The sequence below is a fragment of the Sorangium sp. So ce887 genome, assembly GCF_051521455.1.
Lineage (GTDB): Bacteria > Myxococcota_A > Polyangia > Polyangiales > Polyangiaceae > Sorangium.
On sequence record NZ_CP150354.1, the window covers coordinates 7,012,096 to 7,034,613 of the forward strand.

At 70.6% G+C, this 22,518-nt stretch carries 12 protein-coding genes; 8 read left to right on the forward strand and 4 right to left on the reverse strand.

The annotated features are described in order from the left end of the window. The first annotated feature begins 49 nt into the window (after window positions 1-49). Complete coding sequence (locus tag WMF36_RS25965; RefSeq protein WP_437573446.1) at window positions 50-1,132, forward strand: phosphotransferase family protein; 1,083 nt, start codon at window positions 50-52, stop codon at window positions 1,130-1,132. Window positions 1,133-1,322: 190 nt separating this feature from the next. Here WMF36_RS25965 and WMF36_RS25970 read toward each other — a convergent pair whose 3' ends face one another. Together WMF36_RS25970 and WMF36_RS25975 are read right to left on the reverse strand one after the other, a co-directional pair. Further along, window positions 1,323-3,416, reverse strand: coding sequence for a calcium-binding EGF-like domain-containing protein (locus tag WMF36_RS25970; RefSeq protein ID WP_437573447.1), 2,094 nt, complete (start codon window positions 3,414-3,416; stop codon window positions 1,323-1,325). 179 nt (window positions 3,417-3,595) lie between these two features. Further along, window positions 3,596-6,508 carry a WD40 repeat domain-containing serine/threonine protein kinase gene (locus tag WMF36_RS25975; RefSeq protein WP_437573448.1) on the reverse strand — a complete coding sequence of 971 codons (2,913 nt, stop codon included), beginning with the start codon at window positions 6,506-6,508 and terminating at the stop codon, window positions 3,596-3,598. 237 nt (window positions 6,509-6,745) lie between these two features. On the opposite strand from WMF36_RS25975, the gene WMF36_RS25980 reads away from it, so the two are divergent. After that, window positions 6,746-10,399 carry a LodA/GoxA family CTQ-dependent oxidase gene (locus tag WMF36_RS25980; RefSeq protein WP_437573449.1) on the forward strand — a complete coding sequence of 1,218 codons (3,654 nt, stop codon included), beginning with the start codon at window positions 6,746-6,748 and terminating at the stop codon, window positions 10,397-10,399. Between the two features lie 58 nt (window positions 10,400-10,457). Here the strand turns inward: WMF36_RS25980 and WMF36_RS25985 are convergent, their stop codons facing one another. Continuing rightward, window positions 10,458-11,792, reverse strand: coding sequence for an NAD(P)/FAD-dependent oxidoreductase (locus WMF36_RS25985; protein ID WP_437573450.1), 1,335 nt, complete (start codon window positions 11,790-11,792; stop codon window positions 10,458-10,460). 742 nt (window positions 11,793-12,534) lie between these two features. On the opposite strand from WMF36_RS25985, the gene WMF36_RS25990 reads away from it, so the two are divergent. The 6 genes from WMF36_RS25990 to WMF36_RS26015 all read left to right on the forward strand — a co-directional run bounded on the left by WMF36_RS25990 (window position 12,535) and on the right by WMF36_RS26015 (window position 21,044). Then, window positions 12,535-15,000: a S8 family serine peptidase gene (locus WMF36_RS25990; protein ID WP_437573451.1), complete on the forward strand. Its 2,466-nt coding sequence runs from the start codon at window positions 12,535-12,537 to the stop codon at window positions 14,998-15,000. Window positions 15,001-15,754: 754 nt separating this feature from the next. Beyond that, window positions 15,755-16,918 carry a serine hydrolase domain-containing protein gene (locus tag WMF36_RS25995; protein ID WP_437573452.1) on the forward strand — a complete coding sequence of 388 codons (1,164 nt, stop codon included), beginning with the start codon at window positions 15,755-15,757 and terminating at the stop codon, window positions 16,916-16,918. Between the two features lie 271 nt (window positions 16,919-17,189). Next, the gene (locus tag WMF36_RS26000; RefSeq protein ID WP_437573453.1) at window positions 17,190-17,570 is read left to right on the forward strand and encodes a hypothetical protein; all 381 of its coding nucleotides are present in this window, start codon (window positions 17,190-17,192) and stop codon (window positions 17,568-17,570) included. A gap of 139 nt (window positions 17,571-17,709) precedes the next feature. Next, on the forward strand, window positions 17,710-18,249 hold the full coding sequence (locus WMF36_RS26005) for a hypothetical protein (RefSeq protein ID WP_437573454.1): 540 nt from the start codon (window positions 17,710-17,712) through the stop codon (window positions 18,247-18,249). Continuing rightward, the gene (locus WMF36_RS26010; protein ID WP_437573455.1) at window positions 18,246-19,328 is read left to right on the forward strand and encodes a hypothetical protein; all 1,083 of its coding nucleotides are present in this window, start codon (window positions 18,246-18,248) and stop codon (window positions 19,326-19,328) included. Before WMF36_RS26005 ends, WMF36_RS26010 begins: the two co-directional genes overlap by 4 nt. A 162-nt stretch (window positions 19,329-19,490) precedes the next feature. Next, window positions 19,491-21,044: a cellulose binding domain-containing protein gene (locus WMF36_RS26015; protein ID WP_437573456.1), complete on the forward strand. Its 1,554-nt coding sequence runs from the start codon at window positions 19,491-19,493 to the stop codon at window positions 21,042-21,044. A gap of 156 nt (window positions 21,045-21,200) precedes the next feature. On the opposite strand, the gene WMF36_RS26020 is transcribed toward WMF36_RS26015, so the two are convergent. Next, entirely contained in the window at window positions 21,201-22,472 is a 1,272-nt protein-coding gene (locus WMF36_RS26020; protein ID WP_437573457.1) for a hypothetical protein, read from the reverse strand. Window positions 22,473-22,518 lie beyond the last annotated feature (46 nt).

Below are 22,518 nucleotides of genomic sequence, written 5' to 3' on the forward strand. Positions count from 1 at the left end.
GGCGGCAGTATAGGAGGCCGGAGGGCTGCGTGATAGGTTCGGACGCGCGATGGCCCTCACCCCGCCGACCCACACACGCGCGCCCCGCGAGGCGCACCGGATCGACGAAGCGGCCCTCGGTCGCTGGCTCACCGAGCACGTCGAGGGCTGCGCGGGAGGCACCGTGACCGTCGCCCAGTTCAAGGGCGGCCAGTCGAACCCGACCTACTGGGTGGGCGTCGACGGCGGGGCCGGCGGAGATCTCGAGCTCGTCCTGCGAAAGAAGCCGCCTGGCAAGCTCCTTCCCTCCGCACACGCCGTCGAGCGGGAATACCGGGTCATGCGCGCTCTCCGCGACGCGGAGGTGCCCGTTCCGGACGCGCTCGCCCTCTGCGAGGACGGCTCGGTGCTCGGCACGCCGTTCTTCGTCATGCGGTACGCCGACGGGCGGATCTTCTGGGATCCGACCCTGCCCGAGGTCGGGACCGCCGGAGAGCGCCGCGCGATCTATACAGAATACATCCGTGTCCTCGCGGCGCTCCATCGCGTCGACTACGCCGCCGTGGGGCTCGCGGACTATGGCAAGGTGGGCGGCTTCGTCGCGCGGCAGGTCGACCGCTGGTCGAAGCAGTACGACGCCTCGCGCACGGGCGAGGTGCCGGCGATGGAGGCGCTGATGCGCTGGCTCGCCGCCAACGTCCCGGCGAACGACGAGACAACGCTCGTCCACGGCGACTACCGGATCGACAACCTCGTCTTTTCGTCCGGCTCTCGCCCCGAGGCGATCGCGACGCTCGACTGGGAGCTCTCCACGCTCGGCCATCCGGTGAGCGATCTCGCGTACGCCTGCATGGGCTATCACATCAACCTCCCCGGCCGCGGCGGTCTCGCCGGGGTCGATGTCGCGTCGCTCGGGATCCCGACCGAGGACGAGATGGTCGCCGCTTACTGCAAGCTCTCCTGTCGCGATGGCATCGAGGCGTGGCCGTACTTCATGGCCTTCGGCGTCTTCCGCCTCGCCGCGATCGCCCAGGGAGTCTACAGGCGGAGCCTTCAGGGCAACGCGAGCTCCGAGGACGCCGGCGGGTACGGCGCGGCCGTGACGGTGCTCTCCGAGCTCGCCTGCAGGATCGCGGGGATCTCTCCGCGGTAGTACGGTATCGCGTATTTGCTCGTTGCCCTGCGACGAGAGCACCACGTGCCCGGATGGGATGACGTGCTGGCACCTGCCCCACGCGCCCGGCGTCACGGACGAACAGGGCGTCTGCATGTGGAAGTACGAATGTGACTGAAGGTCGAGGTCGACGAACCTGGCGAATCCGTCTCGGTCCGGCCGCGAGCGCTCAGTAGAACAGATACGGCCACACGCTCTTCATCCGACGGCCGTCCGCGAACGTCTTCGCGGCGCCGAACGCGGGCATGGACTGGTACCACCACGTCAAGAACCCGCCGCCGCAGTCGCCGTGCAGCGCCTCGTAGGCGGCCCACGTCTCCGTCGTGACCGCCTCCGTCTCGTCGACGCCGCACGCCAGGCCGTTCTCGCCGAACGCGGCGCACGACGACATCACCTCGCCGGAAGGCGCGTAATCGTAGTGAGCGCGGCCATTGGGCGGGAAGTGGACATTGCCGCAGACTGCGTCGTACGGCTCGACCTCGAACCTCTCGTCGCCGGCCGTGAAGACCGCCTCCGTGGGGCCGGGGAGCTCCACGCAAGGCGGCGTCGCGCAGTCGAGGCCGTACAGGCTGGAGAACGGCAACCCATATTTCCTGTCGAGGTCGAAGGCGGCGAACGGCGCGAACCACTCCGAGAGCCCCGGCGCCACGCCATGCGCCGCGGCCGACTCCAGGCCGTGCCCCTGCGAGTGCATGTAGCAGCCCGGGCCACGCGTGTAGTTGACGAAGCCGATACGCACGCTGCGGCCGCAGAAGGGCACGTCCGGCTCGAAGCAGCCGTTGCCCGCGCACCTCTCGAACGCGCCCGCGATCCTGGTGCCCGACGCCGTGTAACGCTGCTTGTTCTCCAGCACCTCGAACGCCGGAGCGTCCGGTACGTCGCCCGACCCGACCATCCAGACCTCGTGCACGAGCCCGCGATCCAGGAGCGCGCAGAGGTCCAGGAACTGCCCCGGCTCGTCGGGATCTGAATACCCGTAGAGCTCGGCGAACTCCTCGGAGAAGAACGCCCCGTAATCGAGCACCAGGCCGTCCGGCGTGCTCTTGCGCGGGTACAGCGTGCTGTTCTCGTAGGGATAGTCGGGCGGCGCCGGCGGCCGGCCGTTCACGCCGTCGCGCAGATCGACCACCTTGTCGATCTGGTAGACGAGCTGCGGGGCCGCCTCGGCGTCCCTGTAGGCATGGAACCGCGAGCCGTCGGAGAAGCCGGCGACGACGTCGGACACGATCGTGGACGTGGCCGGGTCCGACGGGTTCGGGAAGTGCAGCACCAGGAGCCGCGGCCTCAGCACCTCGATCTCGTCGTGGTGCGCTGCGATCCACGGATCGCTGTTGGCGCGGCTCGTGGGATTGGGCCACTCCGCATGGACGCCGTCGTCCTGCAGGGCACAGGCGCCGTCCTTCTCGACGAAGCCCTCGGCGCACTCGCCGCAATCGGGCCCCGTCGCCCCGATCTCGCACGAGCAGCCCAGCGACAGAGGTTCGCACGCGCCGCGGCCGGAGCAGCCCGACGGGCACGACACGGCGCAACTTTCCCCTTCCTGCTTGAACGAGAGCGCGTCCACCGACAGCGAGAAGCCCGCGTCCCATGTATCGGTGCGGATCTCGATGGCGGACACGCGCGCCATGTCGATCGCGGGCCCCTCCACCGTCCACCCGTCGCCTCCCGCGACCGGCACCGAGAGCAGGCGCCACGCGATTCCATCGACGGGCAGGAGGACCGACCCCGGCGTGTAGATCCGCTGTGCCCCGTCCTGGTCCTCGACGACGAGCACGGGCGAGTTGATCTGCCAACCGAAGCCGCTCGTGTTGTTCGCGCGCACCGCGAGCTGCAACGACGTCGCGGCGCTCGCGTCGACAGGGAACTCCGGCTCGAAGCGCAGGTGAAACGCGAAGGCAGCCTGCGTGTCCGCCTGCACGAACGTGCCGTTCACCCCGCCGTCCGGCTGCGTGATCGACGTGATCGCGCCGTCCTCTGCAAACGCGGACCACTGTCCTGTCATGTCCGTGAGATCGGCGCACGCCACCGTCGTGATCGGAGTCGGCGCACAGCCCCCCTCGCCGCCCGCGCCCGTTCCCCCCTCGCCGCCCGCGCCTGTTCCCCCCTCGCCGCCCGCGCCTGTTCCCCCCTCGCCGCCCGCGCCCGTTCCCCCCGCGCTCGTGCTGCCCCCACCCGCGCCCGTGCCGCCTGCACCTGCGCCGCCCGCGCCAGACGCGGCCGGCGGCTCCCCATCACCGCCACACGCTGCGCCTCCGAGCAGCAAAGTCCCACACAGCCCCACACAAGCCATACGCCATCGCATACCCGGAGCTGAGCACCGCCCCGTGCGGGCGGCAATCGTCTCGCGGGAGCCCCGGCGCACCGTCGCGCAGCCGCCTGTGCGGGAGCGCGTCCGCGCCGGCCCCTGCCGATGCCATGCAGCCGTCCTCCTGCGCCTCGATCTCAGCGCGACGCCGCCTCCCAGACCTTGATCGTCCCATCATCGCTGGCGGAGGCGAGCCGGCGCCCGTCGGGGCTGAAGACGACGTGGTTGACGGCCTGGGTGTGCCCGCGAAAGGTGCGTAGCTCCCGGCAAGCAGCGACGTCCCAGACCCTCACCGTCTGGTCCTCGCTCGCCGAGGCGAGGTAGCGGCCATCCGGGCTGAACGCGACCCTGTAGACGCGCTCGGTGTGCCCGCGCAGGGCGCAGACCTCGGCGCCGGTCTCCGCCTCCCAGACCCTCACCGTCTGGTCCGCGCTCGCGGAGGCGACGCGCCGCCCATCGGGGCTGAAGGTCACCCCGAGGACCTTCAGCGTGTGTCCGCGCAGGGCGCGAATCTCCTCCCCGGTGGCCAGGCTCCACAAGCGCACGCTCCAGTCCGTGCTCGCCGACGCGAGGAGCCGTCCGTCGGCGCTGATGGCGACGCTCCAGATCCAGTTTGTGTGTCCGCGGAGCACGTGCCTTGTCTCGCCCGAGGCCACGTCCCACACGCGGACCGTCCGGTCCCAGCCACAGGAGGCGATGGCGCGGCCATCGGGGCTGAACGCCACGCCGTAGACGCGATCGGTGTGCCCCCGGAGCGTGCAGATGGGCAGTCCGCCCATGCCTTCCGTATCCCAGAGGGCGATCGTCTTGTCGGCGCTCGCGGACGCCAGGACCCGACCGTCGGGGCTGAACGCCACGCTGGTCACCAGCGCGGCGTGCCTGGACACGCTCCAGAGGCACTCCCCCTGATCCGCGTCCCACAGCCGCACCGCCCGATCCTCGCCGGCCGACGCGATCCGCCGCCCGCTCGGGCTGAACGCCACGGCATGGACGCTCGCGTCGTGGCCGTGCAGCGTCATCGGCACAGCGTCGTTGGCCGCGTCGGACGTCGCCGCGCTCCACACGCGCACCGTGCGATCGTCGCTCGCCGACGCGAGCAGCGAGCTGTCACGGTTGAAGGCCACGCAGTTCACCGTATCGGTGTGCGCGCGCAACGTCAGCGCCTCCTGGCCCGTGGCCGTGTCCCAGATACGCACCGTCTTGTCCCCGCTGCCCGAGACGAGGCGCGTCCCGTCCGAGCTGAAGACGAGGCTGAAGACGCCGCCGCTGTGCCCGCGCAGGGCGCGCACCTCTTGCCCCATCGTGGCGTCCCAGATCCGGATGATCTTGTCTCCGCCTCCGGAGGCCAGATGGCGCCCATCCGGACTGAAGGCCAGCGCCCACACGAACGCGGAGTGACCGCACAGGCGATACCGCTCCTGGCCGGTCGCGACGTCCCACACCCTCACCGTCTGGTCGTAGCTGGCCGAGGCGACGAGCTGCCCGTCCGCGCTGAAGACCGCGCTGTTCACCATGTCCGTGTGGCCGTGCAAGGTGCGGATCTCGCTCCCCGTGTCGGCGTCCCAGAGCTTCACTGTGTGATCGTCGCTCGCCGACGCGATGAGGCGCCCATCCGGGCTATAGCTGACGCTCACCACGACGTCGGTGTGGCCCTGGAAGAGGTGCACCGTCGAGCCATCGCGGACGTCCCAGACGCGGACGATGCCCTCCTGGCTGGCGGCGGCCAGGCGCTCGCCGTCCGGGCTGAAGCGCATGGCGTAGACCTGATCGGTGTGACCGCGGAAGATCCGGACCGGCGAGCCCGTCACCGCGTCCCAGATGCGGACCGTCTGATCGTCGCTCGACGTGGCGAATTGACGCCCATCCGGGCTGAAGGTGACGCAGTAGATGACGTCTTCGTGGCCGCGCACCGTGAGCAGCTTGCCCTGGCTGAGCCCGAGGAGACAGTGCCACTCCCAGCCGCGCAGCGGCGCGGGGCACGCGTTGAGCAGATCGTCCAGGCGCTGCATCTGGCCACCCGCCCACTCGCGCTCGGCCAGGGCGATGTTCTTGAAGTAGAGCTCTGCCTCCAGGCGCTCCCACGTCGAGCGCGGGCGCCCGCGGACCGGCGCGCCCTTGAGGAAGCGCTCGAGATCCTCGGCGACCGCGGCCGCGCTGGGGTAGCGCTGGTGCGGCTCCTTCTCGAGGCACTTGAGGCAGATCCCCTCGATGTCGAGCGAGATGCCGCTCTGCAGGCGGCTCGGGGGCACCGGCGGCTCCAAAAGCACCTTGTGGAGGAGGTCGACGAGCCCATTCCCGACGAAGGGCGGGCGGCCGGCGAGCAGCTCGTACAGGATGGCCCCCAGCGAGTAGACGTCGGCCGCGGGGCCGATCGCCGCGCGGCGGCCCTGGGCCTGCTCCGGAGCCATGTAGAGGGGCGTGCCGATCATGTCTCCGGTCTGCGTCTCTCCAGCGCCGCCCTCCAGCCGTTTGGCCACCCCGAAATCGCTGATCTTGGGCGAGCCGTCGCCCGCGAGCAGGACGTTGCTGGGCTTGAGATCGCGGTGGACGATGCCCCGCTGGTGGGCGGCGGCCATCGCCTCCGCCAGCGTCCGCACCAGCCGCGCCGCCTCGCGCACCGACCACGCTCCCCGCTCGAGCCTCCGCTCCAGCGTCTCTCCCTCCACGAGCTCGAGCGCGAAATAGGGGATCCCTTCGGCCTCGCCGACATCGTAGATCTGCACGATGTTCGGGTGGCTCAGCGACGCCAGCGCCTTGGCCTCGATACGAAACCTCGCGAGCTGCCTCGGGCCGGCGTGCTTCCCGGCGAGGATCACCTTCAATGCGACGAACCGATCCAGCGAGAGCTGCCGGGCCCGGTAGACGACGCCCATCGCTCCCCGGCCCAGCTCTTCCACGAGCTCATAGCCAGGGATGACCGGAGAGCGGCTGGAGTGCAGCAGCGCGACCGGCGGCCCATCCCAGCCGAGCGTCGTACCGCTCGACGCCGGAGCGGCTTCTGCTGCCGCCACGGCCACCGCGACCGCACACCCGTTTTCTGACGGCTGCATAGGCGCCCACCCCTCGCAACAGACAGAGGATCCGGCTGTGTGCCTCGAACCTACGCGGCCCCCTCACCGCCTGTCAAGCGGCGCGTAGGGTCGAGCTCGCGGCAGCGTGGCCGTGGTATGGCTGTCGCCGAGGACGACCCGATCGAGCGGCGGGCGCGCCGGAGAGCCGCTGTCGCGAGGCGCCTCCGGCGACGACACACGTCACCGCGGGTGCTCGAGGTCGTTGAAGGGGAGACGATGGATACGAGCGCGATCGCTTATTGCAAGATCTACCCGGGGATCGGCATCGCCCGGGTCGGCAACAGCCCGGAGGCCTTCTTCATCGGCCCGGAGAACCCGGGCGCGCCCGCCACCGTCCCGGGCGGCTACAAGGACGCCCAGGGCCGCGTCAAGCGCCAGGCTGCCCGCTTCCGCATCTATGCCTACGACGCCACGGGCCGCGCCCTCGGCGAGCTGACCGCGGCCCACGCGACGATCACGTGGCGTGTCGAGCTCGCCAACAAGAAGGCGTCTTTCACCCGCTTTGCCGACAAGTATATCGATCCGACGGAGGGAGACCGCAACCCCGATGTCCAGGGCGAGGATCGCGCGGGCCTCGAGATCCGACCAGGGCCGCGCGAGATCACCGGAACGTGCGCGCGCGGCGCGAAGCACCGCTTCGACAGCGGCACCTTCCGTTTCCCTCTCGGAGAAGGCAAGTACGAGACGAGGAACGTCCCCCTCGGCGAGCTGCAGACGGACGCGGAGGGCCGCCTGCTCGTCCTCGGCGGCTTCGGCAAGTCGGCCTCGGCGCTCCCGGACAACCCCGTCGGCAATCCGGAGACGGCGAAGGAGCCGCTACTCAACAACTACGCCAACAACGTGGGCTGGTACGACGACATCTCCGACGGACCGGTGAGCGCCACCGTCGTGGCGGACGACCGTCTGATCGAGGTGCGCGGCAATGCCCATGTCCTCGTCGCCCCGCCGGACTTCGCGCCCGACCTCACCAACATCGTGACGCTCCACGACGTCGCGCGCGAGGCATGGTCCCCCACCCCACCGGCGGAGGTCTCCTTTTACCGCGACGTCCTGCCGATCCTCCGGCGCATCGCCGAGCTGCGCTGGGTCAACGCGAACGCGCTGCGCGGCCACGGCCCCGGGCGCCGCGGCGATTTCCTCGACCCGAAGGTCGAGCAACAGCTCGCCAGCCCAGGGGTCGAGTCAGCCCCGCTCCGCCAGGCGATCTTCAAGCGCATCCGCAACCCGGCCGCGGTCCGTTTCCACCCGGACAACCTCCCGGCGCCCGCCCCACCCGCCTCCGATGGCATCGCCTTCTTCGCCCCTGCTCGGGTCGGGGCAGCGCCGGCGTGGACGCCCGTCGACACGCCGCTCGCCAGGGACCAGGCTTGCGAGCAATTCATGCCGATCCTGGGCGGCGACGACGGCGCGCCCGAGCAGGGCAAACCGGCGACCTGGATGACCGTGCTCCCGAGCCAGTACGAGATCCTCCGCCGCTGGGCCGAGGGGGACTTCACGCCGGGGGATCGCCCGGCGCCGAGGGCGCAACTCGAGAGCTACCCTGTCGACGAGCAGCCGGAGGCCCTCGACCGCGCGGCCCTCGAGCGGTGCGTCGGCGCGCCCTTCTACCCGGGCATCGAGATGACCTACATCGCCGCGGACCGGCGGTCGTGGGCCGACCCGTTCCGGCTGTCGCCCTCCTTCGGGCCTGGCGACGTCACGAAGCGCATGGCCGTCCCGTGGCAGGCGGACTTCTACGAGTGCAAAACGCACTGGTGGCCCGCGCAGCGGCCCGATGACGTCGCCACCGAGGCGGAGTTCGAGCGCGTCTCGGCGCGCGTCCGCGCCCAGGACGCCCCTGGCACCTTGCTCGAGCTGCTCGACGGCCGCGCGCCCTGGGATCGCGGCCTCCGCCCGAACGGCGACGACGACGATTGGCCGAGCTCCTTCGCCGGGGACAACGATATGGTCGAGCTCTGGCACCAGCTCGGCTTCATGGTGCGAAAGCAGGGCCGGAACGGCGACGAGGTCTTCGTCGAGACCGAGCGCGCTCCCTTCGTGGGCCGCAACGTCCCGGAGAACCACCGGGAGTGGTTCAACATCCTGCTCAACATCGAACAGAACCGGGCTTTCTTGCCCAAGGCGCGGGAGCTCGCGCTCGACTTCCTCGCCCAGGCCGAGGCGGTGCAGCGGGCTCCGGACTGCAAGCCGAGCCACCGGCCCTTCAGATACAGCAAAGAGGCGTTCAGCGCCCGGCTCGAGGCGATCTACGACGCGCTCGTCAACGAAGGCGCGAGTTACGACCCGACCACCGACGAGGTGATCCAGTCGTACGAGGACATGCTCGATCGCCTCTACCAGTTCGCGCCGTTCAACCAGCTCGACGGCGCCTGGCTGCGCAACGTGCCGCGCGCCGGCCCGATCGACGAGGTCCACGCCCTCCTCTTCTCCATCTGGTCCGACGAGGTCGGCAACGGCGATCCGGCGAAGAACCACTGCAACATCTACACGTCGCTGCTCCAGAGCGTCGGTTTCTACCTGCCGCCCGTCGAGTCGGAGGCCTACGCGCAGAACCCGAAGATGCTCGACTCCGCCTACACGGTGGGGGTCTTCCAGCTCGCCATATCCCAGTTCTCGGAGGACTTCCTCCCCGAGATCCTGGGCATGACGCTCCAGCTCGAGTGGGAGGCTCCCGCGCTCGTCGTCACGCGGAAGCAGCTCCGGAGCTACGGGATCGATCCGCACTTCTACGAGCTGCACATCGCCATCGACAACGCCGTCTCTGGCCACGGCGGCCAGGCCAGGACCGCGGTGGAGCTTTACCTCGACAACGCGCGGGTCCAGGGCGGCGAGGAGGCGGTGCAGGAGGCCTGGCGGCGGATCTGGAACGGCTACGTGGCCTTCGCGACCACGAGCACGCTGTTCGAGGACATGGAGGAGAAGATGGAGGTGAGGAGGAGCTTGAAAAGGCTCGCGTCCCTGGAGTCGCAGGTCGTCGCGATCATCGAGCAGAAGAGGCCTTATGCGAACCGCAACCACGGGACCAAGCGCCTCGGCCCGAACCTGCTGAACAACTGGTTCGACAATCCCAAGGGCCTGCTCGAGGAGCTGCGGCGCTCGGGCATGATCGTCGACGGCGAGCCGGAGCTGAGCCCGTTCTTCCGGCTCACGCGCTTCGGAGGGCCCATGTACAAGGTCTTCACCGACGAGCAGATCGAGGTGTGGAAGGCGTGGACGCGCGCCCTCGCGGACGAGGAGCCGCCCGGGGCGCGCCCCCGGGCGGACAAGGAGCCGCCCGTGGAGAAGTACGACGCGGGCCTCGCCATGGCCCGGCTGCTCGACACCTTCCGCGAGCGGCAGGTCGGCGCGGGGGGTCACGGCGTGCTCCTCGCCGGACCGGGCGCGAAGCCGGGCGAGTGCGCGGTGAAATCGCTGTCATCGTGGTTCGAGCGGCCCGGCGAGCCGGCCGGGAAGCTGCCCGAGAGGCCCGAGGAGGTCGACGCGCGCACGCGGACGCTCATGCAGGTGCTCGCGGAGCCGAGCAACGGCTGGGTGGTGCCCTGGTCGGCAGGCCGGAGCGCGCTGGTCATGCAGATGCTCTCGGGGAACGGCCCGATGTCCAAGGCGTTCCAGGCGATGTCGCCCGACAGGAGGGACAGGACCTACCGCGACGTGGTCGTCGCCTGGATCAACGGTGGCTGCCCCATGCCGGGCGAGGTGCTGGCGCCGTCCGAAGGCGTCGCGCGCGACGCCGCCCCCCTGCTGGCGCTGGGGCCGCTCGAAGGCGCCCCGCGCGGCGCGACCGTGCCCCGGGCCGCTGCGGCGGACGCGCGCGTGGCCAGAGAGAAGAAGGTCAAGAGGAAGGTCCGCGGCAAGGGCTTCGTGCACTGAGCTCCACGAGATCGGCTCGCTCCGCCCCGCCCGCCCATGCGCGGTCCCCTCCGGGGACCTACCCGACCGCCTCGAAGATCCCACGCGCGAGCAGCGCCTGCACGGCCACGATCACGGCGCGATCGGACGCGCCGGCCGGGTGGGCTGCCCGGTACGCCGCGACGATGGCGTGCGCCGGCGCGCCACGCTCGGCCGCGCTGCAGAGAGCCTCGACCTCCACGCCCGCCGGCAGCTCCGGGGAGGCGCTGCGCGCTCGCTGCAAGCCACGAGGCGCGAGGCGGAGGCGAGCGCGCGGATCGAGGAGGACAGGCGCCTCCTCCGGGCTTGCCCACCACCGGCGCCGCCAGAAGGACGAGCCCGGGAAGCGCGGCTCCATCCGGTAGGTTCGAGTCCGCGTCGACAGGTAGTCGTCGAACGCGCGGCGGCGGGCCTCAGCGTACCGGGAGAAGGACTGGAGATCGCCGCCGAGGTGGGCTTCGATGGCGGCGGCGGCGTCGATCGCGTCTTCCAGGGCATGTGCGATGCCCGACGAGGAGAGCGGATCGCGCGCGGTGGCGGCGTCGCCGACGGCGAGCCAGCCCGGCCCTGCGATCGGGTCGGATGCCTCGCTGCACGCCGGGCGCACGTGCCACTCGCCCGCGGGGCTGAACGGCGCGATGCGCGCGGCGGTGTGCGTGCTCTGCGCGAGGAGCGCGCCCGCGAGCGCCGCCGCGCCGCCCGCCGCGAGCGCGTCGGTGTCCGCGAAGAGCGTCACGACGAGCCGATCGCCCGCGAGGGGGGCCGAGTACAACCAGCCGCTCTCGACAGCCTCGATCCACGGCGTGTCCTCGAGCTCGACTGCGTCGCGCGGAGCGAGGAAGGCGGAGACGCCGACGAGCCGATCGCAGGCGCCCCGTCGCGCCCCCTGCGCTCGGGCGAACGATGCGGCCCGCCCTGTCGCATCGACGACCGCGGAGAACCCGAGCTTCTTGCCGCCGATGCGGGCGAGCCAGCCTGAAGGCCCACGCCTCACGAGAGGCGGCGGGTGTCCCCCCCGGATCACGCGCGCGCCGGCCGCCTCGGCGGCATCGAGGAGCATGGCGTCGAACACGGCGCGGTTCAGGTGGAAGCCCTCGCCCTCGGCGCAGAAGATGTAGTCTCGGTCCCGGAGCACGGGCTCGCCCCACGCGGACCGGACGCCGGCCGAGCGCCGGTGCCCTCCAGCCAGGACCCTGTCGAGGACGCCGAGACGCGCCAGGAGCGGAAGGGTGGGCGGCGCGAGGTGCTCGCCGATCCGCACGCCCGGCCCCTCGGCACGCTCGACGACGAGCGCCGCGATGCCACGGCGACGCAGGGCGATCGCGGCCGAAGCGCCGGCAGGGCCGCCGCCGAGCACCAGGACGTCGGCGCGCACCGGCAGCTCTCCCTGCGATCGCCCCCGAGGCGGGGCTCCTCTCGACATGAGGAACGCTCGCTCCATCGTGCCGGAACAGCAAGCCGCGCAGGCAAGCAGTTCGGCAGCCTCGGTGCCCTCGGCGCGCTGGGTCTCATGGTGCGACGGCGTGCCACGGGCGAGCCTGATCCCGGCGCGAGGGGCGGAGCTCCAGGCCGGTGGCGGCAGGCGCCCTCAAGGTGGAGGCGCAGGCCCTCAGCGTCCGGGTGCGCCGCACCCGGCGCCGCTCGACAGAGGGCCACGCGGCCCGCGGTAACGCGGGCTGGGCCGGCTGATCAGGCGCTCCCGGGGCTTCCCAGAGGGCATTCTCAGGGTTGGTTCGACTCTTGCTAATCAGGCTCGTGACGCTGGTGACGCAGTGAGGAGCGGCGTCCCGAGGCCGCGAGCGCGCTTGAGCGCCGCACGGCCTCGGGGGCGCCACCCGACCTGTTGAGTCCAAGCTCGTTGTCACCGAGGGGCGCAGTCGCCTCATGACAGCCAGCTTGGGTCCAAGGAGGCCACCGCCAGGGCAGGAGAGATCTGCCTGGCGCCTCACACCGGGATCGAGCGGCGCGCGCGAGCGCGCGACAGAGCTGAACGGGTCAACCCGATCGTGAATTCGAGAGAGGATAGGAGAGCCATGAGAACGGTATCGAGCGTTGTGGTTTCAAGCACGTTGGCGGGTCTCGCGCTCCTCGCGCTCGCGAGCGCAGGGTGCGTTGGCGTGGAGCCTGGTGACGAGGGCGAGGCGGATCTCGGCACGGCGCAGGCAGCCGCGACGTCGGCCTTGCCGCCGTCGACCATCGTGACGGACAGAACCCTGCGCTCCGCGCGCGGTCGCCTGCCGGGGGTCGAGTCGCCGCGGATCTCGCGGCCGACGGCGGTGGTGGTCGACAGCCACGGCAACACCGCGGAGTTCGTGGTGAACGAGCTGCTCGTCTCGAGCTCGAATCGAGCGGCCGTGGACGCGTTCGCCGCGCGCATGGGCGGCGCGGTCGTGCAATCGAGCGATCTCCGCGAGCTCGCAGCCGCGGGCGTCAGGTCGTCGAGCGCGGTCGCCACGCCCGCCACGACCGAGGTGCACCTCGTGCGGATCGACGCGATGCGGGCGGACGCGTCGCGGCTGCCCGAGCGCCTCGCCGCGCTGAGCCCCGAGGCGCGCGGGGATCTGCGCGTCTCGAGCGACGCGGGCGTCGCCACCGTGGCGGCGGCGGCGGAGGCCGCGGCCTCGGGCATGACGGTCGGGATCAACTGGATCGCCGAGGGCAGCAGCTTCACCGACGGCACGCTCACCGAGGCGCCCACGGGGCTGAACGGCTTCCCGGGCGGCGCGACCTACTCGCCGAACCCGTTCACGTGGGATTACCTCCGCAGCGGCGGTCCGACGGACATCGGCGTGACCCAGGCGTGGCGCTTCCTGGCCTTGGCCGGCAAGCTGGGCGCGAAGGTGAATGTCGGCGTGATGGACGGCGGGTTCAACTGGGCCGGCAACGCCGACATGCCCGCGAACGGCGTCGCGGCGTCCGTGGTGCCGTTCGGCGCGCCTGCCGAGGTCCAGAACGACATGGCGTGCGGCAGCAACCCGTGCCCGTGGCACGGCACCCAGGTTGCGCATGTGCTCGCCGGCGTGCCGGACAATGCGTTTGGCACCGCGGGCGTCGCTGGTCCGGTCGTCAACCGGCTGGTCACCATCCGCACCTGGGGCGACTACGCCACCATGATCCCGGGTATCGTGATCGCCGCGTCCCAGGGCGTCCGGGTGCTGAACATGAGCCTCGGCGTGCCTGTCCCGGCGATCCTGTCGTTCACGGTCGCGCCGTTCGAGGCCACGACGGCCCTCGCGCGGGCCGGCGGGATGCTCATCTTCGCTGCGGCAGGCAACGCGGGCGCCTCTCCCGGCGAGCTGCGGAACGTCGATGACGAGGACTGCTTCCTCGGCATCTGCTGGGAGTCCACCTTCCACACGCCCTGTGAGAACGCGGGCGTCACGTGCATTGGCGGCATCGCGAACAATCGGACCCTGAGCTCCGGCTCGAACTTCGGCGGAGAGCAGGTGCTGACGTACGCGCCCTTCACGACCTTCGCGGGCCCGACCCCGGCGAGCCCGGCGAACCAGGCGAATCGCTTCAGCGGCACGAGCGCCTCGTCGCCCTACGCCGCGGGCGTGGCGGCGCTGATCTGGGCCGCGGACACCTCGCAGAGCGCGGATGAGGTGGCGGAGGTCCTGCGCTCTACGGCCGACCTGTTCGGCTTCGGCGACGCGCGCATCGTGGACGCGGCGGACGCCGTGAAGTCGGTGCTCGGCAACCTCGCGCCCGAGGTGAAGATCGTGAGCCCGTCGAACAACACGGCCGTGCCGCACAGCACGCCGCTCACGCTGTCGGCGCAGGCGGACGACGTGGAGGACGGCCCGTCCTGCTGCACCGTGGAGTGGACGAGCAACCTCATGGGCTCTCTCGGCTTCGGCAAGACACGCGAGGTGTTCCTGACGAAGGGCACGCACACCATCAAGGCCAAGGCGGTGGACTCGGCCGGCGCGTCGCGCACGGCGTCGATCGTGGTGATTGCCTCGAACTCGCCTCCTGTGCCCGAGATCCTGAAGCCGACGGCGGGCAGCACCATCGTGCAGAACGTGCCGATGACGCTCCAGGGCCGCGCGTCCGACGCCGAGATGGGGCTGGCGATGTTCCTGCCGTGCGCCAGCATGCAGTGGAGCTCTCCGCAATTCCCGGGCTGGAGCGCGACGGGCTGCGACGCCACGAGGACGTTCCCGTCGCTCGGGCCCGTGACGCTGCAGCTGAAGGCGACCGACAGCGACGGCGAGTTCAGCACGGTCTCGCGCACGGTCAACGTCGTCGCGCCGACGCCGAACGCGCCGCCGAACGTGTTCATCTCGAACATCGTTGACGGCCAGGGCGTCGACCACTCCGTCGCGAAGTTCCTCAGCGGCGGCGCGATCGACCCCGACGGCGGCGCGATCGTGTCGTTCCGCTGGACGGTGATCCGGGATGGGGTCGAGACCGAGATCCGCGGCCCCGCGGCGCTGCCTGGCTTCAGCTGGACGCCCTCGGCGACGCTGCCGTCGCACTGCGGCGGCTACTCGCTGAAGCTCCGGCTCTACGCGACCGACGCGCAGGGTCAGGTGGGCTTCACGACGATCAACATCTACGACTTCCAGCCCGTCTGCTGAGCCGCCCTCGACGCGGTCCCTCCCTCCCGGCGGGTGGCATGCTTCGGCGTGCCACCCGCCTTCGTTTGAGCCTCCGATACGCCTGGCCGGGCCGGCGGGCAAACGGAGGCCTCGCCGGACGCGTGAGCCTGCGGCCCGCTGCAACGCTTGATGCAAGCGTTGCAGCGGGCAACTCGGTCGCCGAGTCGGCCGTTTCAAGGCTTGAGACGGCCGACTCGGCGGCCCAGCGGGGTGGATCAAGGCTTGAGACGGCCGACTCGGCGGCCGGGTGAGCCGTCTCAAGCCTTGAAATCGCCGGCTGGGCGGCCGAGGCGGCCGTCTCAAGCCTTGAAACGGGTGACTGTGCGCCAGGGAAGGCGATCTCCAGGCAATTTCAAGGCAGCTTGAGGATGTGGTGACCGGGATGTAGGCGTCGAGCTTGCCGTCGCCGTTGAAATCACTGGCCGCGACCCCACGGCGCGGGCCGCGGCGGAGCGGGAGTCGCCCCCCGCCGCGCCGAGCTGAGCGCCCTTGGTGGACCGCGGCCCGGCGACGACCGGTGGGCCGCGGCCCGGCGGTGTGCGAATTCACGTTCGATGTGAATAGCGGTTGACACAGAAGGCGCTCTTTCGTCTTTTGCGCGCCGCTCGGCGCGCTGCGCGTTCGTGCGCGTCCGGGTCACGTCATCCCGGTTCTTTGTCTTTCAACGTCCGCGGGGGGCCTGGAGATCTTGCTGATGCGTCATATCCATTACCCACTTACATTGATTGCTTGTTTGGTCTTCCCATCGCTTGCTGGGTGTGGAGCCGGCCACGCCGGCTCCACGGAGGCGCTCGCAGACGTCGACGGCGATCACGGCGGTGGACTCGGAGGCTCACCGGGCTCGGGGAGCGGGGCCGGTACGGGCGCCGGCGCGGTGGGCTGCGACGGGCTCGCCGCCAGGCTCCAGGCGGCGCTCGATGCGGCGCTCGACGCGCAGAGGCTCCCCGGAGCTGCCGCGGCCGTGGACCTCGGAGGCTGCTCGTTTCGTGGCGCTGCGGGCATGGCGGACATCGAGACGAAGACGCCGGTGAAGCCAGGGGATCTCTTTCGCGCAGGGAGCATCACCAAGACGTTCATCTCGACGCTGGTCTTGATGCTCCGCGCCGAAGGCGAGCTATCGCTCGAGGATGACATATCCAGGTACGTGAAGGGCGTCCCCGGCGGCGAGCAGATCACGATACGTCAGATCCTGAATCACACGAGCGGTCTGTTCAATTACACGGAGAGCCACAGCTTCCTGAGCGCCGCCGAGGCCGACCCGAGCCGCGTGTGGACGCCCGAGGAGCTCATCGCCTTCTCCGCCGCCGAGGCGCCGTACTTCGAACCGGGGAGGGATTTCGAGTACTCCAACACGAACTACATCGTCGCTGGCCTCATCGTCGAGGCGGTCTCCGGGAAGCCTGTCGTCGAGCTGCTGCACACGCGCATCCTCGAGCCCGCTGGCCTCGTCCACACCTACCTGGACGGCGCAGAGCCCGCCGTGCCGGGGCTCGTGCACGGCTACGGGTCGTACGACGGCGAGCTCGTCGACACGACATCCGCGGTGGATCCGTCGTCCGCATGGACGTCCGGTGGTCTTGTGTCGAACACCGAGGACCTCACCACGTTCTATGTCCGGCTCCTCGACGGCGGTCTGCTCGGCCCGGCCGAGCTCGCGGAGATGACCAGCGGGGTCGGCGCCCTGTCGGCTGACGCGCTGGACTACGGCCTCGGCCTGGCCCGGCGCTCATCGCCGGTCGGTACCACGTACGGACATGGCGGCAGCATCTGGGGCTTCGTGTCTGCGTCGTACTACGCGGTCGACCGCGGCGCCGCCATCGCCGTGCTGATCAACCACGAAGACGGCGACGCCAAGAGGATCGTCGACGATCTATCGCGCATTCTGAAGATGCCTTGATCCGATCGGTCGCGCTCTGCGACCATGCCATCGTTCACCAGGAGCTCCGTACGAGCCTGGCCCGCCCGATTCCCCTCGCTATCCGCGCCGGCGGGGATCGCGGGGCGGACCAGAATCACCGACGATCCCTGCCGTGGGGCCAGCGGCCTAGGGCTCAACCCGATGGTGACAGCGGCGCTGTCACCCGATGTTCCGGCCAAACGGGCGTACAGCTTGCATCGCCAGGCGCGGTGGCACCCCTGCGGGGCGCGCCATGTAGAAGGAGTCGACGATGAAGCCTGTAGAACTGATCGCAATCCTCGCGGCAACCGCGGCGGTTTTCGGTAGCACCCAGCTCGCCGCGGCTGACATCACCACGCCTGTCGAGGATCTCGCGCTGATCGAGGAGGTGCCGGCCCCGGACTACGCCGAAGCGATGAACGGACGCCAATGGCACCATCACGGCCACCATCACGGCCATCATCATGGTCACCATCACGGCCATCATCATGGTCACCATCACGGCCACCATCATGGTCACCATCATGGTCACCATCACGGCCATCATCACGGCCATCATCACGGCCACCATCACCACTGGCGTTCTCTCTCCGGAGCGGCTCCTTACGGTGCGCTGCCGGCTCCTGTCGTGATCCTCGCTGACAATCGCTGACAGGCCTCTTCCGGGCCGGCAGCTCAGGACGCGGGGCCCGGGTGCCCCGCTGTCCTTCGGTCGCCGCGCCCGAGCTCACCGGCGGGCGCGTGCGGCGACGAGAATCGGGTGTGAGGGGGAAACCATGGGAAGAGCGACGATGGACCGGGGACGGGCTCTCGTCCTCCTGGCCGCGGCCGCGGGGCACCTCGGCCTGGTCATCCTCTTGGGAGCGTTTCAGGTCGACCTCCGGGACCGGGGTCGGGTGGCGGACGCGGTCGCCGGGTACGGCAGGCTCACCGGCGCCGACACAAAATATTCCTTCTTCGCTCCCGGCGTTGGCTCGCTCCCCACGGCCACGTTCGAGGTCGTGGACGCGGCGGGGGCGGTGACCACCGACCGCCTCATGTCCGGGGCAAACGCCGAAGCGGAGCTACGAGCCGGGAACATCGTGGGGAGGTTCTGGCGGGAGGAGGATCCGGCGCTGAAACGCACGATCGCCGCGTCCTGGGCCGGCAAGATGTTCGCCAGGCACCCTGGAGCCGCCAGCGTCGTTGTACGCGTGGAGGAATGTCAGGTTGCTTCGATGCATGAATACCACCAGAAGGACGAGCTCAGGTGTCATCTGCACTATCAGGCGAAGCTCGTTCCCCACGCGAAGCTTCGTGCCGCCCAGGCGGCAGACCGGGAGGCGCCATGAGCGGGCACGCAGGTCCTCGTTTCGCGGTCCGGGCGGTGCTCGCGCGCGCATGGCTTTCGCTCGATCGCTTCGCCCTGGCTCCTGCGTCCGCGATGCCCCTCGCGGCGCTGCGCATCGGGCTCGCGTCGGTCCTCCTTCTACAGGCCGCGATGGTCGGTCCTGCGCTCCTCGAGCTGTACGGGCGGTCTGGCATCCTGCAGGGGCCGCTCCACGACATCCTCGCCGGGAGCGACGGGGTCCGCATCGGCTGGCTCATCGACCGTCTCGCCCCGCTGGGCATCAGCGAGGCACCCATCGTCATGGGCACCTGCGCGCTCTACACGCTCGCCCTCGTCGCGCTCCTCCTCGGGTGGCGGGCGAGGGCGGCGGCGGCGCTGGCCTGGCTCACCCATCTGACGCTGATGATGACGGCGGACAGCACGAACTACGGGGCGGACGACTACGCCAACATCTTTCTCTTCTACCTCATCTGGATGCCCTCGGGAGCAGCGCTGTCTCTGGACCGCCGGCTCGGCCGCGTGCCCGTCGACCCGCCGGAGACCACGCGGCTCTCGCTGCGCGTGATCCAGCTGCACCTCTGTATCTCCTATCTCGCGAGCGGGCTCATGAAGGCCTCCGGCGAGCAGTGGTGGACCGGGGAGGCGGTCTGGCGCTCGGTCATGCTGCCCACGTATCGCCAGGTCGACTTCTCCTGGTTCGCGCAGCACACCTGGGTCCCGATGATCGCCGGCTGGTTCGTGGTCCTGGTCGAGGTCGGCTATGCGTTCTTGATCTGGCCGCGGCGCAGCCGCCGGCTCTGGGTGGCGGCCACGCTGGCGCTCCACGTCGGCATCGCCGTCTTCATGGGGCTCGTGGTGTTCGGCGCCCTCATGGCGGTGCTCACGATCGCGGCGTTCGGGGTGAGCGCGGACGGCGCAGCCCCGCAAAGGTGCCCGCGGGCCCCCCGGCGAGCATCCCCCTCTCCAGAGCCCGTTTCCTCAGACGGTGCCCTGACGAGCCCATCCCCCGGGGTCGGCGCCGCCGATACTTCGTCACATCCACCGAGCACTGCAGCCGTGGTGCCCATCTTGTATACATAACATCTTCAACCATCGCAGCTCGTGATCAAAGGCTCGCTTCCCGGGCATACACCCGTACGCGCGGAGCTGCGCGCTCCGCGTGTGAAACGCTGACATAAGATTCTTACTTGAGCATCTTGCCGATTACCTTGCGGCTCATCCGGCCGCTCGAAGGAGAAATTTATGCGTCTTACCAGCTTATTGAGCTACGGCTCGGTCGCGCTCGCATGCTGCCTGCTCGCCTGTAGCGGCGGCCCGTACGGCGACGACGACGAGATCGAATCGCTGGAGAGCGATCTCAGCAGCGCGGACTCCGCGGTGTCGGCGGAGCTCACGCTCCAGTCGCAGTGGTCGACGGGGTACTGCGCGAACGTGACCGTGAAGAACACGGGCTCCGGCCAGATCACCGGCTGGGGCATGACCGTCGCGCTCAACGGTTCCACGATGAGCAACGCGTGGAGCGCGCGCATCACGCAGTCGAACGGGCAGCTCATCGCCTCCAATGAGAGCTACAACGGCTCGCTGAAGGCGGGAGCGACGCCGAGCACGGGAGCGACGACGAGCTGGGGCTTCTGCGCGAACGGCACCGGCAGGCCATCGCTCGTGTCCGTCAACAGCAGCGGGACCGGGGGCTCGACCTCGGCGAGCTCCAGCAGCAGCGTCAGCAGCAGCGTCAGCAGCAGCAGCAGCAGCGCTTCGAGCAGCAGCTCCTCGGCCAGCTCCGGCGCGGGCGGCGCAGGGGGCAGCGGCGGCGCAGGCGGCAGCGGCGGCGCAGGCGGCAGCGGCGGCGCAGGGGGCGGCGGCGGTACACCGGGCGGGAGCTCGGGGCTCCCGGTCCCGCCTGGCGGCGGCGTGCCCAGGCCGTCCGGCGCGCCCGGGAACCTGGCCGTGCTCAACTGGGCGGGGTTCCAGGGCGCCGTCTCGTACACCTTCGACGACTCGAACTCGAGCCAGATCCAGAACTACGACGCGCTGAACGCGCTCGACGTGCCGTTCACCTTCTACCTCCAGACTGGCAAGAGCGAATCGAACAATCCGGTGTGGCAGAGGGCGGTGATGGACGGGCACGAGCTCGGCAACCACACGAAGAGCCACTCGAGCAACGACAGCGGCGCCGATACGGACGCAGCGACGCAATTCATCGAGCAAAAGTTCGGCGTCAAGGTGTGGACGATGGCGGCCCCGAACGGCTCGTCGGTGTACTCGAACATCGCGCGGACGCGCTTCCTCATCAATCGCGGCGTGGCCAACGCCCTGATCGGCCCGAACGACTCGACCGATCCGTTCACGCTGCCCTGTTTCATCCCCCCGACCGGCGCCTCCACGGCGACGTTCGATCAGCAGGTCACGAGCGCGCGGTCCGCCAACAGGTGGCGCACCGTCCTGGTGCACGGCTTCACCGGCGGCAGCGACGGCGCCTATCAGCCCGTACCGCTCCGGGCCTTCCTCGATCACGTCCAGCACACGAAGGATCTCGGCGACGTGTGGATCGACAGCGTGGTCAACATCGGCGCCTACTGGCGCGCCCAGAAGGTGCTCTCATCGGTCACGCCCACGACGTCGGGCAGCGACAGGACCTGGAGGTGGACGCTGCCGGCCCACTTCCCGCCGGGCAAGTACGTGCGCGTCAAGGTGGGCGGCGGAACGCTCAAGCAGGGGGGCCGCACGCTCGCGTGGGACGAGCACGGCTACTACGAGGTCGCGCTCGACGAGGGCTCGCTCACCCTGTCGCCGTAGATACCCGTACTTAGAGCGCCTCTCAAAACCTCCCGTCGCCAGGCACCCGACCTGAGCGGCGGGAGGATCGGCCGGCGCGCCGTGAAGGCGGCCGACAGGCGATCTCGTCCTGACCCCGCAGGCTGTGGAGTGAAGGCTGCCCCTTCGGCGGAGCGGTCATCGAGCGCGCGCGCGGAGGGCGCGCTTGACGTCGTCCTCGGCGAGCTCCCCCTCGGCCGCCTTCTCGAGGGCCGCGCCGAGCGCGTCGTCGGCGCAGGCGCCGGCGGCGATGCGGATGCGGCGCCGGTGGCCTGGATCCGGCGCCGACGAGAGCGCCATGGCAGCGCCGATGCGGCGCTCCACGGGGGCCGCGCCGTCTTCGACGACGGAGGCGAGGTCGTCGGCGTCGAGGGGCGCGTGGCGGTAGCCGGCGCCGCCGCCGTCGCGCCGGACGAGCGCGCCGAGGGCGCTGCGCCACTCCGCGAGCGCGCGGCCGCGGCGATCGAGCGCCGCGAAGCGCGCCGCGGCGCCCTGGCCGCTGCGCGCCGCCATGGCCTCGCGCACCCGTGCGAGGAGCACCTCGGTGCTCGCGGCGAGGCTCGTGGGCGCCGGCCCCGCCGCGGCGGAGCCCTTGCTCATCCGCGCCATCGTCGGCAGGAGCGTGCGTGCGCCGCCGGGGTGAGCGAGCCAGACGCCGCGCTCGTCCGCGGACGCGCCGGTGACGAGCGCAAAGGGGATGAGGCGCCGGTGGAAGAAGCCCTTGAGGGTTATGCCGTCCGTGCCCACGAGCGCCGTCCTCGCGCCGAGGAGCCGGAGCGGCGGATAGGCGAGGAGCGGCACCGCCACGGCGAGCGCCGCCGCGAGGAGCGCCCTGGGGCCGCTCCACAGCGCGATCAGCGCGATGGGCGCGGTCGGATACCCCATGCAGACGGCGAGGCAGATGAGGCCGACGCGCTCGGCGCGGGTCAGCCGCTCCGCGGCCACGCTCACGAGGCGCGTCGAGAAGACGTGCTGATCCGCGGCGAAGCCCGCGGCCCGGAGCAGCGCGCTCGCCTCCTCCGCGCCGCGCACCCGGATCCACGCGGCGTCTCCGCCCCGGTCCCGGAACACCACGTGATGCTGGCCGGCGAATCCATCGATCCAGCCGGCCTCGAGGCGCGCGCGCGCGAGCCGCGTCGTTCGCGCGGCCTGCGCGACGACGATCTCGTCCTCCTCGACCGCGACCGTGGCGGGGCGCGCGGAGCCTCGCCTGGGCGTGCGCCCCGCGGACGTGTGATGGCTGATGAGGAAGAGCACGGCCCAGACCACCGCCCACTGCGTGAGCACGAGCAGCACGGGCGCGGCGGCCGTGAGCGCGACGCCCCCGATCAGGGCGGCCCACGCGGCGATGCGCGCGCGGCGCGCGTGGACGAACGCGACGCCCTCGCTCTCGATGCGCAAGCTGTTCACCCCAGCATCGTACACGCTCGGCCGACCCTCACCCGGACGATGTACG

Coding starts and splice junctions, on each gene's coding strand:
- WMF36_RS25965 (WP_437573446.1), top strand. CDS start 50: ATGGCCCTCACCCCGCCGACCCACACACGCGCGCCCCGCGAGGCGCAC.
- WMF36_RS25975 (WP_437573448.1), bottom strand. CDS start 6,508: ATGCAGCCGTCAGAAAACGGGTGTGCGGTCGCGGTGGCCGTGGCGGCA.
- WMF36_RS25980 (WP_437573449.1), top strand. CDS start 6,746: ATGGATACGAGCGCGATCGCTTATTGCAAGATCTACCCGGGGATCGGC.
- WMF36_RS26000 (WP_437573453.1), top strand. CDS start 17,190: ATGAAGCCTGTAGAACTGATCGCAATCCTCGCGGCAACCGCGGCGGTT.
- WMF36_RS26005 (WP_437573454.1), top strand. CDS start 17,710: ATGGACCGGGGACGGGCTCTCGTCCTCCTGGCCGCGGCCGCGGGGCAC.
- WMF36_RS26010 (WP_437573455.1), top strand. CDS start 18,246: ATGAGCGGGCACGCAGGTCCTCGTTTCGCGGTCCGGGCGGTGCTCGCG.
- WMF36_RS26015 (WP_437573456.1), top strand. CDS start 19,491: ATGCGTCTTACCAGCTTATTGAGCTACGGCTCGGTCGCGCTCGCATGC.